The 14,567-nt window shown below is 37.2% G+C and carries 13 protein-coding genes; 7 read left to right on the forward strand and 6 right to left on the reverse strand.

Going from position 1 to position 14,567, the window contains the following annotated elements; genetic code table 11:
- The first annotated feature begins 54 nt into the window (after positions 1 to 54).
- The 5 genes from odhB to BAU23_RS20195 all read left to right on the forward strand — a co-directional run bounded on the left by odhB (position 55) and on the right by BAU23_RS20195 (position 7,574).
- A complete protein-coding gene (gene odhB, locus BAU23_RS20175) occupies positions 55 to 1,314 on the forward strand; it encodes a 2-oxoglutarate dehydrogenase complex dihydrolipoyllysine-residue succinyltransferase (protein WP_000569917.1) in 1,260 nt (419 codons plus the stop codon).
- A 125-nt stretch (positions 1,315 to 1,439) separates the two neighbouring features.
- Positions 1,440 to 3,359, forward strand: coding sequence for a putative thiazole-containing bacteriocin maturation protein (locus BAU23_RS20180; protein WP_071735069.1), 1,920 nt, complete (start codon positions 1,440 to 1,442; stop codon positions 3,357 to 3,359).
- A complete protein-coding gene (locus BAU23_RS20185) occupies positions 3,356 to 5,305 on the forward strand; it encodes a TOMM precursor leader peptide-binding protein (RefSeq protein ID WP_016128959.1) in 1,950 nt (649 codons plus the stop codon). The genes BAU23_RS20180 and BAU23_RS20185 overlap by 4 nt, the downstream gene beginning before the upstream one ends.
- A 22-nt stretch (positions 5,306 to 5,327) precedes the next feature.
- Positions 5,328 to 6,890, forward strand: a complete 1,563-nt coding sequence (locus BAU23_RS20190) for a SagB family peptide dehydrogenase (protein ID WP_001182184.1) — start codon at positions 5,328 to 5,330, stop codon at positions 6,888 to 6,890.
- 93 nt (positions 6,891 to 6,983) lie between these two features.
- Entirely contained in the window at positions 6,984 to 7,574 is a 591-nt protein-coding gene (locus BAU23_RS20195; RefSeq protein ID WP_000512102.1) for a class I SAM-dependent methyltransferase, read from the forward strand.
- 30 nt (positions 7,575 to 7,604) lie between these two features.
- On the opposite strand, the gene BAU23_RS20200 is transcribed toward BAU23_RS20195, so the two are convergent.
- From BAU23_RS20200 to BAU23_RS20210, 3 genes are all read right to left on the reverse strand, one after another.
- The gene (locus BAU23_RS20200) at positions 7,605 to 8,015 is read right to left on the reverse strand and encodes a DUF3908 family protein (RefSeq protein ID WP_000996809.1); all 411 of its coding nucleotides are present in this window, start codon (positions 8,013 to 8,015) and stop codon (positions 7,605 to 7,607) included.
- Positions 8,016 to 8,161: 146 nt separating this feature from the next.
- On the reverse strand, positions 8,162 to 8,650 hold the full coding sequence (locus BAU23_RS20205) for a GNAT family N-acetyltransferase (RefSeq protein ID WP_016128958.1): 489 nt from the start codon (positions 8,648 to 8,650) through the stop codon (positions 8,162 to 8,164).
- 101 nt (positions 8,651 to 8,751) lie between these two features.
- Entirely contained in the window at positions 8,752 to 10,086 is a 1,335-nt protein-coding gene (locus tag BAU23_RS20210; RefSeq protein WP_071735070.1) for an FAD-dependent oxidoreductase, read from the reverse strand.
- A gap of 198 nt (positions 10,087 to 10,284) precedes the next feature.
- On the opposite strand from BAU23_RS20210, the gene BAU23_RS20215 reads away from it, so the two are divergent.
- Positions 10,285 to 10,713 carry a hypothetical protein gene (locus BAU23_RS20215; RefSeq protein WP_000332419.1) on the forward strand — a complete coding sequence of 143 codons (429 nt, stop codon included), beginning with the start codon at positions 10,285 to 10,287 and terminating at the stop codon, positions 10,711 to 10,713.
- Between the two features lie 40 nt (positions 10,714 to 10,753).
- On the opposite strand, the gene BAU23_RS20220 is transcribed toward BAU23_RS20215, so the two are convergent.
- A complete protein-coding gene (locus BAU23_RS20220) occupies positions 10,754 to 11,989 on the reverse strand; it encodes a TcaA 3rd/4th domain-containing protein (RefSeq protein ID WP_071735071.1) in 1,236 nt (411 codons plus the stop codon).
- Between the two features lie 19 nt (positions 11,990 to 12,008).
- Positions 12,009 to 12,794 carry a zinc ribbon domain-containing protein gene (locus BAU23_RS20225; protein ID WP_016128955.1) on the reverse strand — a complete coding sequence of 262 codons (786 nt, stop codon included), beginning with the start codon at positions 12,792 to 12,794 and terminating at the stop codon, positions 12,009 to 12,011.
- A 195-nt stretch (positions 12,795 to 12,989) separates the two neighbouring features.
- Between BAU23_RS20225 and BAU23_RS20230 the strand changes: the two genes are divergently transcribed.
- Positions 12,990 to 13,823: a hypothetical protein gene (locus BAU23_RS20230; RefSeq protein WP_071735072.1), complete on the forward strand. Its 834-nt coding sequence runs from the start codon at positions 12,990 to 12,992 to the stop codon at positions 13,821 to 13,823.
- 14 nt (positions 13,824 to 13,837) lie between these two features.
- Here the strand turns inward: BAU23_RS20230 and BAU23_RS20235 are convergent, their stop codons facing one another.
- Positions 13,838 to 14,521 (reverse strand): DUF2278 family protein, encoded by a 684-nt coding sequence (locus BAU23_RS20235; protein ID WP_071735073.1) that lies wholly within the window; start codon positions 14,519 to 14,521, stop codon positions 13,838 to 13,840.
- Positions 14,522 to 14,567 lie beyond the last annotated feature (46 nt).

A 14,567-nucleotide genomic window follows, 5' to 3' on the forward strand; every position in this document is an offset into this window, starting at 1 on the left:
AAGATTAAAGAAGACAAAACACACCGTTAGGCAAATAAGGGGAGGACATTTAAAATGATCGAAATTAAAGTACCTGAGCTTGCAGAATCTATTACCGAAGGAACTATCTCACAATGGCTTATCAACGTAGGCGACAAAGTTGAGAAAGGTGGCAGCGTTGTTGAGCTTGAGACTGACAAAGTCAATGTAGAAATCATTGCAGAAGATTCAGGTATTGTATCGAAGTTACTAGGCGAACCTGGGGATACAGTTGAAGTTGGCGCAACTATCGCAATTTTAGATGCAAACGGAGCACCAGTTGCAGTAAGTACACCTGCACCATTGGCTGAGCAACCAAAACAAGAAACTACTGAAGCACCGAAAGCAGAAGCTCCAAGTGCTGAACAAAATAAAGCGTTGCAAGGTTTACCAAATACAAATCGTCCTATCGCATCACCAGCTGCTCGCAAAATGGCTCGTGAATTAGGAATCGACTTAAACGATGTACGCAGCACAGATCCACTTGGACGTGTGAGACCACATGATGTACAAGCTCATGCTGCAGCACCAACAGAAGCACCAGCTGCTCCAAAAAGTCCAGCTCCTGCTCCAGTTGCAAAAACTGAATTCGAAAAACCAGTTGAGCGTGTGAAAATGTCCCGCCGCCGTCAAACAATTGCAAAACGTCTTGTAGAAGTTCAACAAACATCTGCAATGTTAACAACATTTAACGAAGTTGATATGAGTGCGATCATGGAATTACGTAAAGAACGCAAAGATGCTTTCGAGAAAAAACATGATGTGCGTCTTGGCTTCATGTCATTCTTCACAAAAGCAGTTGTTGCAGCATTAAAACAATTCCCATTATTAAATGCTGAAATTCAAGGCGATGAGCTTATCATTAAAAAATTCTATGATATCGGTATTGCAGTAGCAGCTCCAGATGGATTAGTTGTTCCAGTTGTACGTGATGCTAACCAATTGAACTTCGCTGAAATTGAAAGCGAGATTCGTAATTTAGGTCTAAAAGCACGTGATAACAAACTTTCATTAAAAGAGCTACAAGGTGGTACATTTACAATTACAAACGGTGGTGTATTCGGTTCTCTAATGTCTACACCAATCCTAAATAGCCCACAAGTAGGTATTCTAGGAATGCATAAAATCCAAGTACGCCCAGTTGCGATTGATAACGAGCGTATGGAAAACCGTCCGATGATGTACCTTGCACTATCTTACGATCACCGTATTGTTGATGGTAAAGAAGCAGTTAGCTTCCTTGTTGCTGTTAAAGATATGCTTGAAGATCCAAAATCATTATTATTAGAAGGTTGATAGATTATTAATCTATTAAAGGCTGTAGAATGAATCATTCTACAGCCTTTTTTTATTGTGTTCATACGGGACAAATTACATGACATAAGCTAATAATGTATGCCTAAAGCGTAAGGGGGATAAACATGAATAACCTTCCAGTTCATGCAAAACTTAAAGCAAATAAGGATACTTTCTTCCTCCCCGATTCAAACGGGGGTGTTTACTTTCGAAATAACTCCAGTTCATTCCGTATGGATGGTGATGGAATTTATGACTGGATTGAGAAATTAATGCCTATGTTTAACGGTAATCATTCTTTGACAGAAATAACCGATGGTCTCCCTCTCCCCTATCAAAATCGTGTATTTGAAATTGGAGAGATTTTATATGAAAATGGTTTCGTCCGTGATGTAAGTCAAGATGCTCCTCATGAATTAAACAGTGCGTTACTCGACAGGTACGCTTCTCAAATTGAATTTTTAGAAGCCGATTCTCATTCAGGTGCTTTAAAATTCGAGACGTACCGTGCGGCAAATGTCCTTATAATTGGTTCTGGGGATATGCTTACTTCCTTAGTTTCTTCTTTACTAGAATCCGGATTACCTAAATTTCATTATCTTGTCACAGATTATGCGGAAACAAATTACGCTCGAATTCATGAGCTAGTAGAACGTGCACATGAACTTGATGACAATGTATTTATTCAAGAAATAGATACGACAACGGATCGTCCTTTACATGAAGTATTCGAGCCTTTCGACTGGATTTTATACGTTTCTCAAAATGGAGATATTGAAAGTTTAAGAGCAATACATGCTATTTGTAGAGATGAGGGAAAAAATTTCATACCAGCTGTTTGCTTATCAAGAGTCGGTTTAGCTGGTCCTGTCGTAATAGCAGATCGTGAAGAATGCTGGGAATCCGCATGGCATCGTCTACACGAAACTACTTTACAAAATGAAAATCCGCCAGAGCCTTTCTCACCAATCCCATCTGCAATGTTAGCAAATGTTATCGTTTTTGAATTGTTTAAACATGTCGCTGACGATTTACACCGGCAGCATAATCCTCAATTCTTTTTATTAAACTTTGAAACACTTGAAGGAAAGTGGCACCCTTTTATAAAGCATCTTCTCGCAACCGATGAAACCTTTACAATTGATACAGTGCAAAATCTTCAAGAAAACCTTGCCCATCGTTCTGGACAATATACTTCAACTGAACTTTTTCGTTTTTTTGATACATTAACTTCTAAAGAAGCTGGCATATTCCACATGTGGGATGAACAAGATTTGCACCAATTACCTTTATCACAATGCTATATTCAAGTTGCAAATCCATTATCAGACGGACCTACCTCTCCCCTTCCTACTATAACTTGTGGTGGTTTAACTCATAATGAAGCACGCCGCGAAGCTGGTTTAACAGGAGTTGAAACGTATGTAGCTGAAATGATTCATCGTCTTATCCCCGAACATACTGATATCGGTATTGGTGCTGGGGAAACGATGACAGAAGGTGTATACCGTGCACTGCAAAAACATTTAAATAATAAGTTGTGTGAACGCCAATCACATATGCTAGAAGAAGTTACAGAGCTTGATTTAACCGAAATTCATGATAAACATTGTAGGTTTTACTATGATGCTCTCTCTACAATTCATGAGATACCTAAAGTGGGAATGAGTGAGGAGTTACTCGGTTTTCCTGTCATTTGGATCGGCATAAATGATAGATGGTACGGTGCGGCAAATATTAATATAACATTGGCGTTAAGAAACGCTCTGCAACAAGCACTCCTTCATATTCAAAATGAAGAGATTCCTTATAAAGCTAATATTTTGCCGGAATCATCCGTTGTTTTATATAGTACGGATTCTGTTAGAGTAGCAATACAAGAAGAGGAAGAGATTCCAGGCGTACAGTCTTTACAAGTTGCCTTACAAAATTTAGCAGAAAATAATTTTTATCCATTCGTTTTTGATTTAGCTATTGAATCATTTTTAAGAGACAACTTAGACGGTGTATACGGGGTATTAATTGCAAAGGAGGACGGTCTATGATTCAAAATATATTACTTACAGGAGATGGCCTACTTGCAGACTATGTACATGATCAATTATGCAAACAATATTCCATCATTCGCCAACATACAATTACAGACGAAATGCCTGAAAATATTCACCTCGCTCTCATATTACATGACGGCTCTCCTTCTACTATTCATCATGATGCTGAGCTGACATTTCGTTCGAACCATATTCCGTGGCTTCGTGCATTTACTTCATTTGGTGAAGGCGTTATCGGTCCTTACATTGACCCTCTTGCAACGGGATGTACCCATTGTGCCGATGGACGACGCTTTATCGCTGGATTTGATCAAAAAGAAATGTGGGAACTACAGCGGAAATATGCGTTAAAAGCGGATAACGAGACGAGGCGTGATGTACGCGCTACTCAAAATGGTATGTTACAAATGTGCCAGCTCATTCATGCTGAAACGGAGAAAATATTAGCTCACGGACATTCTTCTTTAGAAAATGAACTCATTTTACTAAACTTACAAACTCTGCAATGTATGCGGCATTCGTTCCTTCCAGATCCTCTCTGTCCGGTATGTAGTAATTTACCTGATGATACTGCGGATGCGGCAGAGATTTCTTTACAACCGAGCTTAAAAACAAGTAATGAAGCGTATCGCTGTCGTTCTATTCATGAGCTAAACACATTTTTAACGAGAGACTATTTAGATTACCGGACTGGTATTTTGAATGGAAAAATGCAGCATTCTTTATTACCATTTGCTGACGTCATTATAAACATGCCGTTACTGTTCGGAAATGAAGGTGTTGCAGGCCGAACTCATTCATTTGCACTGAGTGAGGCAACTGCTATTTTAGAAGGTTTAGAACGATATTGCGGTATGTCACCTCGCGGGAAAAAGACAAATGTGCATGGTAGTTTTCATGATTTAGAGGATCATGCACTGAATCCCCTCACACTCGGTGTACATACAAATGAACATTACAACCGTGATAGTTTTCCGTTTAAACCATTTGATCCTGATTATGAGCAAAACTGGGTATGGGGATATTCTTTATCACAAAACAGGCCCCTTTTAGTTCCAGAATCAATCGCTTATTATAGCCTCGGTCATCGAGATGCTTTCGTATATGAAACATCAAATGGATGTGCAATTGGTGGTAGTTTAGAAGAAGCAATTTTTCACGGCATTTTAGAAATTGTAGAGCGTGACGCCTTTTTACTCACTTGGTATACAGAATTACCTCTTCCCCGTCTTGATCTTAATTCAGCAAATGATACAGAATTACAATTAATGATCCAGCGGTTACACACGATTACGGGGTATGAATTATACGCTTTTAACGCGACGATGGAACATGGCATCCCGAGCTTATGGGTCATTGCAAAAAATACGCGTGACACTGGAATGAACGTTGTTTGTGCGGGAGGCGCTCATTTAGACCCCATCCGAGCTCTAAAAAGTGCGATCCACGAAATTGCTGGCATGTTACTTATAACAGATGAAGAGCTTGAACAAAAAAGAGAGAAATATGAAAACTGTTTACAAGATCCATATCTTGTTTCGCAAATGGAAGATCATAGTATGCTGTACGGATTGAAAGAAGCAGAAGAACGTCTTCACTTCCTTTTACGTGAAGATTCTCCGGTGCAAACGTTTCAAGAAATGAGGGCATTACAATCATTTGATATGGATTTAACATCTGATCTTCATCAACTTTTAAACAGGTTACATCAATCCGGACTTGAAGTAATCGTTGTAGATCAAACCGTTCCCCTTATAGAAAAGAACGGCTTACATTGTGTAAAAGTAATAATTCCAGGCATGTTACCGATGACGTTCGGTCACCATCTCACTCGGGTTACAGGATTAGATAGAGTGTATACCGTACCGATGACACTTGGATATTGTGCTGAGCCTTTAACGAATGAAAGTTTAAATCCACATCCGCATCCTTTTCCATAATTCATAGCGAGGGGGAAATTTGATGCAACCTGATACTTTTTTACATCATCTCCATTTTTCTATTAATGAAATTATGTCGTCCGATAAAGAGATTGACTGGGAAGACGCACCACTTCCTTATAAATTATATCGAAATTTACCAGTAATCCCTCTCTCTTTAGAAATCCCATTAACTTTGCGGAATTCTTCTACTAAACCTAACTTAGAGGAAATCGGTCATTATCTTTGGTACTCATTTGGTTTAACACAATTATGTCAGCCTACTACTAACCTAGAAAATAATAAAACAACGACTCTATTTCGAAGATTCATCCCTTCTGGGGGTGCTTTATATCCAAATGAATTATATATATATTTAAAAATTGATCATTATCCAGACGGCATTTATCATTATGACGCCGCGCATCACCGTCTTATCTTACTTCGTGAAGGAAATTTTGATTCTTATCTTACAGAAGCACTCGGCAATCGTTGTAACATACATTCTTGTTTTGGAGCAGTATTCGTATCCACTATGTTTTGGAAAAACTTCTTTAAATACAATAACTTTTCATACCGGCTTCAAGGGTTAGATAGTGGTGTTCTAATCGGGCAATTACTTGAATGCGCAAAACAATTCGGTTATACCAATGGTGTATATTTTCAATTTCTAGACCGGGCAATGAATCATTTACTTGGACTGTCAGAAGGTGAAGAAAGTGTGTATGCTGTTATTCCTTTAAGTACAGAACCGAATACAGATTGGTTTCACGATAATCATCACGAAAATAAAACTATTACTTCTCATGACTTGTTGCAGCAAATCCCGCCTTTAACACATGAGCATTTCGTTCGCTCAAAGCATGTAGATGAATATCCGATGATAACAAAAGTTAACGCAGCTTCTATGATTGAATCGACAGAACACTTCCAAACATTAACTCAAGAAAATCGACAGCAATACAGTGCACACGCTGTACAGCTACCTAAAGTGGAACGTTTATCCTATGATTTCTTACATCTTTGTAAAAAACGATATTCACCTGATTCTGACTTCATTTTAACGAAATGGGATGCAGCCGAGCTCGCTACTTTACTACAAGAAGCGAGCCTCTCCTTCCCTTATTACAACGACCTTGATGGCAAGTATGTAAATGAAAACGCACGAGTCTCACTATACGGATGTTTTTATAACGTAAAAGACATAGAAAACGGCGCTTACGCTTATAACAGCAGGTCACATTCCATACAGCCAATTCGGTACGGAGACCTTCGTCATCCGCTTCAATCTAGTATGACGATGGATAACGTAAATCTTTTTCAAGTACCACTTTGTCTACATGTAATCGGAAATAAAGATTACTATACACATACATTAGGTTATAGAGGATATCGCATTCATCAAATGGAAGCTGGTATACTCGTTCATAAACTCGTTTTTGCAGCGACTGCGATGGGAATGGGTGGGCATCCTTTACTGAGTTTTGATACAAATTCATGTGATCAGTTGTACGGGATAGATGCTGGAAATGAAACGTCTCTCATTCAAATTCCTGTTGGGGCATATCGAGCGCGGAATTGGCTAAAAGGGTATTTGTATAATTAGAAGCACGCCGGTTGATGGCGTGCTTTTTTTAGAGGAGTTACATTATTAAAAGCGAAATGAGTATATATTCTTACATAAAAAGGAGCGTTTAAATTGGGCATTTTACAACGTTTAATCAAACAAGCGAAAAATCCTCGTGGAACAATCGGTTCCTCAATGCTTTGTATTATGAACTCTGCACATACGAGACTAACAAATTGGGCTTTACAAAAAATACATATACGTGAAGATGCAGTTATTTTAGATATTGGTTGTGGGGGTGGTAAAACAATACATACGCTTTCGAAACTAACTCCGTTTGGGAAAATATATGGAATTGATTACTCCGATCAAGCTGTGAAAGATTCTATACATACGAATATGAAAGATGTACAAACACAAAAAGTAACTGTTCAAAAAGCAAGCGTCTCTTCTATTCCACATCATGCGAACTTCTTCGATCTCATTACCGCTTTTCAAACACACTACTTTTGGCCTGATGTGGAACAAGATATAAAAGAAGTATTTCGCGTCCTACAACCGAACGGATCCTTTTTATTAGTGGCTGAAACTTTCAAAATTCAATATCATATGGAGAAATGTAATACGACTGAAGAATTAATAAACCTATTTTATAATACAGGATTTACAAGCGTGAAATGTTATGAAGAAAGAGGTTGCCTTTGCATAATAGGAAATAAATAAAAAGCAGACCTCTCAAGGCCTGCTTTTTCACTAGATTAATTTAAAGATACTCTTAATTTGTCTTGCAAATAACCAGTTTTTCGTACCGTAGTTATCATTTAGACTGTCTAAATCGATAGATTTCCCATTAGCAAACTTTAGTTCTAACGTTGTATTTTTGTCATTTGTTTTTAGATTGCTATTTGTAATGTCATCATACTTTAGTTTCTCAATTTCAACATACTCTTCTTTTTCTTGTCCGATAACAACATGATCTTGGAAGAAGAACAATACTTCTACTTTCTTACCGAAACAAAATACGTTTTTCGTATAAATTAATGTCGCGTTATCAAGTCCGACACATACTTCTTTCATCTCTTCAACAACGTTTCCTAAGTCTTCTTCGTTTCTTGCATTTGACTCAGCAATCCATTCTTCGATTATATTCATGTTAATTGCCATACTGTGCCCCCTGGTTCGTTCATTGCTTTATTAAAAAATAAATACTATATGACAATATAAGCGATACGTACTATGTTTTCAAGGGCGAACGGTATATTCAAAATAAAGTTAAATTTCAAAGTAATATATCAGGGGCACCTATTTCATTATATTTTAAACGTCTGAACGAGGCATTCTTCATCATCGATTAGCTGTGTTCGCTCGTCAAATTCAATTTTCAGCTCTCTATATACTTTCTTCCAAAAAGAAACAGCTGGTATATTTTTTGTAAGTTCAATAACGAAATATTGTCCTCGTTTCGCTTCTAGCAAATTTTCAATAACCTTCTTTCCGATTCCTTTTCCCTTATATTGATTCAATATGAAAATATCATTAATACTAAAGTCGTTTTCTTGCTCCAAAAATGGACGTTCCAATAGTAATAAAAATCCTACAATACTATGATCAACTTTTATAAAATACGGAGTGATTCCATCATTTCCCCAAAACATATGCAAATCTTCGTATTCAAAAAAACCATCCGCTCCAATCGTTATATTAGTAGTGAACTTAGAGAGGTCATGTAGATATAGTGAATATAAATTACGTAAAATCATTTTTTCTGATTCTTGAACTTTTTGAAGTGCCACAACCATTTTTAAAGATCCCCTTCCCTATATGTAACTATTTCCCAAACCTCTTTATTCGACAAAATTGATTACTCCCCTTTAACGAAAAAAATAGCACTTAAAAAGTGCTATTCCGCTCTCCTTGCCGCTTGTTGAATTGGATCCCAAACGCTGTTATATGGTGGTGCGTAACTTAAGTCGACATCTTCTAAATCGTGAATACTCATTTTATTGAAGAGTGCCATTGCGATAACATCAATACGTTTATCTACGCCCTCTTCTCCAATTACTTGACCGCCTAACAATTGTTTCGTATCGGCGTGATATAGTAATTTCAAGTAAAGTGGTTTGGCACTTGGGTAATAACCTGCCATATTGGTTGAATCTACTTTGACCGTTTTATATGGGATGTTTAGTCCTTTCGCCTCTTTTTCATTTAAGCCTGTTCTTGCGAGCGTCAAATCCATAAATTTAATAATGCCTGTACCTAACGTACCTTTAAATGCTCTTCGTTTATCAACCATATTGAGTCCGGCAAGTCGCCCTTGTTTATTGGCAGTCGTTCCGAGCGGGATATGATCATGAATTTCCTTTATAACATGATAATGTGTGGCGCAATCACCAGCTGCATATACGTCCTGCACATTCGTTTGCATATATGCATTTACCTCAATTGCCCCTTTATGATTTTTACGTATATTTGTCCCCTCAAGAAAATCAGTATTTGGCTGTACACCGACAGATACTAAAACAAGATCTGCTTTATAGGTCCCTTTATCCGTCTCCAGTTGTTCTACTCTTGCTTTTCCTTTAAACGCTTTTACATTCTCATTTGTTAAAATTTCAATATTATGTTTGTCTGCCTCTTTATGTATATATTCCGCCATATCGGCATCATAAATTGTGCCAATATGATCGTTTCGCTCAATCATTCTTACTTTCTTACCAAGTTCTACAAATGTTTCTGCCATCTCTAGACCAATTGCACCGCCGCCAATAATTGTCACATCTTCAACTTTATTCGTTTCAAGTGTACTTAATATGCGCTCAGCGTCCGGAATTGTTTTTAAAAGGTGAACACCTTGTAAATCTATACCTTCCCAATCCGGCATAACAGGGCGTACACCAGTTGCAATTAATAAACGGTCATATGAAAATTCAAATACATCTTTCGTCTTCGTATGTACTGCATACACAATTTTCTTTTCCGTATCTACTTTCGTTACTTCATGACGCACTTTCGCATCAATTCCATATTTATCACGAAACGTCTTTACATCGCGTGCAATTAACTTTCCAGTAGAGGCGATAACACCACTAATCACATACGGTAATCCGCACTGAGCGTATGAATAGATTTCACCTTTTTCTAACGTTACAACATTTGCAGTTGCATCATTTCTAACAATTTGCATTGCTGCACTCATACCAGCTGCATCCCCACCAATAATGACATAGTTCACTTTACCACTCCTTCTTTTTACATACTCTTTACGATTTCCATATTTTACAGAAATAACACCTACTTAAATTGTAAAGAAAAAGAATTTAATCTACAAGTTTGGTGCATAAAACTATGCCTTAATAGGTATCCGTCGTGTCTTATAAACAAGATGTTTAATATGCTATAACAGTAACTATCGAAAGTAGGTGAAACATACATGTGCGCCGGCCTTCTCGCTCAAACTCCAGAGGAACCGCAAGAACCGAAACCCGCCGTGTCGCTTGACCAAGAATTTTCCATTAACGCAACATTATACAGCGCTCGTGCTTGGTTATCTAACGACGAGACTTTCGCACAAACTATTTGGAAAGGCTCTCGCTTCGCTTCAGCATCACACGCTGGCAAGTCCATCTTACCAATCGGTACTGTTAAAATTTTGAACTTATCTGATGATACAATAACAGTTACTGCATCATCAGAATCAGATGATGTCCTCAAAATAGTCGTACCGCCTCGTTCTGAAGGTGTTTTAACATCTAGTGCATTATCTGATGTGCAAGCTAGTACATCAGGAGGAGCAAGTAAAGTCACATTCCTCTTTCACATCTTTTTCTCAAGGGATCCTGGTCCAGCTAAACAACCATAGAAAAGGTACAGTAATATACACTGTACCTTTTTCATGCACTCTATTCTCTTGATTTAATCAGTTCAACATTATAAGCTTCCACACTCGTTAACGTTCCCGTAAAATACGGATTTTCTCTGTACCAAGACTGTTTTGAAAAATACGCCTGCATATCTTTCGTTTGAAACATATGTCCATGCCTTGCGTATATTTCATTTCTAGCAATTTTCAACTGTTCTTTCGATAAATATGTTAAGTCCTCACTCGTTAATTTTCGAACATCACTATCAGGGAAGATGAAACCATTATATACATAATGAGTAGTAGGCGGCGGAGTAACATTGTAAACAACTGTTTTTTCTACACTTTTCTTTTGGAATGGAAGATTATAAGCCGACAGTGCCGTTACAGTTTCTACCTTCGTCGTTTCCCTTCCGTTTTCTCCATTTCGTTCTAAATAAATCGCCGCACTTCCATCAGTCGCTACCGGTCCCCACGTAATTTCTTCTCCGGTCAACGCAGTAACTGGCTTTTGATTCACGTACAATGTCGCACCAGGCACATTCGTTTGAACTGTAATATATTGCCCTTGCAACGTTAAATCTACCGTTACATTATTTTGACTTTGTTTTATAAGTACAACCTTTTCCTCTCTTGATAGTTTTACATGGTCATTTTTATATTCCGCTTGAAACACTTGAGCCCCTGGAAGAAACGGTCCATATTGCTTCTCAAACTTTTTATCATTTGTCTTATCAATTTCTTTTCCGTTCATTTTTAATAATGTACCTTTTTCATTTGTAAGCAAAGTCGTATAATACGTCTTCGCTTTCAATTTATAACGATCGAATATAAAGAAATACTTCCCTTCTTTCGTTAAAGAAAAATCTGCTCTTTCTATTCCATCCCCTTGTTTTTCACCTTGCCTCAAATATTCTTTCAATTCATTCACATAAGATGGGTTTTCTTTTATATATGAAAATAGAGGCGTTACACACTCTCTCGTGACAATAACGGCTGGATCATCTGCCATGATGATCTCAGCTAATTTCTCCCCGTCCCTCTCTTGTAAAATAGTAATCATTCGGTCTACTTGTGCTGTCTGCTTATAATACGATGATCCATACAAATACAATCCAACAATTACTATAACAAGTAATGTTAAGAGTGTAATGCCAACTTTTGTACCGCCGCTCATTTTCTTCTTTACTACAAGACTTTCCCTCTTCAGCCCGCAGTTTTGGCAAAATTGCACTCCATCTTCATACTGAACTCCGCACTTAGTACATACATTCATCCATTCAACCACCTTTTCATTAGAAGCCTGTGAATCCCCCAGTAAAGGTTTGAATTATCGTGTTAATGTAAGACCAAAATACAATCCATGTTGCGATTCCGATGAAAACATTTGCGATAAGAAGAGCGTAAACAAGATCTAATCCACCGTTATCTAATTTCACTATAGATACAATTACACTAATTCCCATATAAGTTACCGCCACCGATAGTAATATCGGTAAGAAAAAGATTAATAAAAAACTAAAAAGAAAAGAAAGCACTAATATAGCAATAGCCGGAGTCGCTATCGTCCCCCATATACCGAATGCTTCAAGAAAAGAAAAAGATGATTGCATCATCTTACCACTTACAAAAATAAGAAATCCGACAAATAAAGTTAAAATTAATAAAAAGAAAAAGACCTTTACAGATTCTCCGAAGAAAGTAGGAGTAGGTATATCGGGCACTAATGTCCTCGTAACAGTCGCCGCTGCGCTCATCATTCTATAAAAAATACATGCTCCTAAAAAACAAATAAGTACAAGGCTTGCAATTCCATTTCGCACTTCAATATTTCCACTTTTCATAACGGCCGATGGTGATTTAAAAGCATTTTTAAAGAACTGAAAATAGCCACTTGCAAATTGTTTCGCTTGCTCTACTGTTTCATTTGGGCGAGTTTCCTTTTCTTGTGCTACACGTGCTAATTCTGGCCCTTCTTCTTGGCCACTACTTGCCACTACTTCTTCCGTTAACGAATGTCCACAATTCCCGCAAAACTTTGCTTCCACTGCATTTTCTGTATGACACGCCGGACAGTTCATTCTCTCATCCCTCCTTAAGCATATACCTTATAGGGTGTTACAAATTCAATATATGACTTTGGACATAAAACATGACTACAAGAAAAAGATTATGAAATCCTTCTTTTAAACGAAACTATGTGTGCTAGTAATATAGAAAAATAATGTTATTATGAAACAGAGCAAATAACATTTTTAAAAGATTGGATGAAGACAGTGGATTTTGTAAACTCGATTTTTCAAACACTCCTTACAAGCGTGATCCAATTATTTTCTTTAATTGGTGTCATCATTGTAATTGGATTTATATTAGGTTATTTAGAATCTCTCACACGAATGTATTGGTCGAGAGCTTTTGGTAGGAAAGGCTTCCTTTTAACTGCGTGGATTGGTGTCCCTATTCATGAACTTGGACATGCAATTATGTGTGTACTATTTCGTCATAAAATTGTAGCAACACAGTTTTTCCCAACAGATACAAGTCAAGGTGCTTTAGGCTACGTACAACATCAATACAATCAAAAAAGTGTATATCAACGCATTGGGAATTTCTTCATTGGAATTGGCCCTATTATTTCTGGTATTACTGCCTTAATACTTTTAATGCGCTATTTCGTACCAGAGTCATATTCTTTATTTAATACGACTCTCGAAACAACTGTTGCATCGACTTCTATTAACTTAGACATGATCCAAAACATGTTTTTATCAACATTCTTTTTATTAAAAAGCTTGTTTACAATGAGCAATTTATTGACCCCTTCTTTTTGGTTATTTTTATTTATCGCTATTTGTATTTCTGCACATATTGCTTTAAGTAAACCAGACATTAAAGGATCAATAGACGGTGTCATCGTCATGTTTATCATATTATTTTTATTCAATATAATAGCGGGACTGCTTCAGTACGACAGTAATCAGCTAATTGGACAGGTTATGAAATATAATATGTATCTCATTGCATTTTCTAGTGTAGCGCTTCTTTTCTCTTGTATTTCTACACTTGTTAGTTTTGGGTTTTATAAAATAAGAGGAGGGCGTTCTTTTTGAACGCCCTCTTCTCATTAATTATTTTTCTTATGATCACAATGCTCCACCGGAACACGAGCATGCCCCTCTTCATCGGTACACCATGATTGCGATTGAAAAGCAAGAAAGATACCTATCCACTCTTCCCTCTTCTCAAAATGAATGAGCAAACCACCGTCTTGCCATATCCCATCATCACCTTGCCATTTCTCTACATTCCCTTGATTCATATGAATATCGTGTATGCCGTTTCCTGGTTCGAAATGAAAGTAAGAATCGGGTGTATTTTCTTCTGGCCCCCATCTTTCACCAAACGCGTAAATAATTGCTTTTTCTTCTATCGCTTGCTTTATATAACGCTCTATTTTTTCATTTAAATCATTATCAACTCCTGCTTTTTCAGCAGGTAAAGGAATCATTTGATTCGAATCAAATAAATTACCTCTTACATAATCTAAAGCCACTTTCGACTCATTGTTTTTCACTTCCGTAAAACCGAACGGTAATGTCGGTAAAATATAAATCGCCTCTGACCGAATATTGTTGCTCGCAAAATATAAAACTTCTGACGGATAACTTTGCGACTTCACGTTAATTGCAATACGATAATCTACTTCTGCTTCGCCTTGTAAATGAACTTGATAATGAGGTATTTTCCCTTTTCCAATCTTTGATTGTATAACTGTACCTTTTAATACACCGTAGTTTTTTAAGGGCATCTCTTTCATCTCCTATTCATTTAGTAGAAGCTTTTCATATTTAAAA

The organism is Bacillus nitratireducens (genome assembly GCF_001884135.1).
GTDB lineage: Bacteria > Bacillota > Bacilli > Bacillales > Bacillaceae_G > Bacillus_A > Bacillus_A nitratireducens.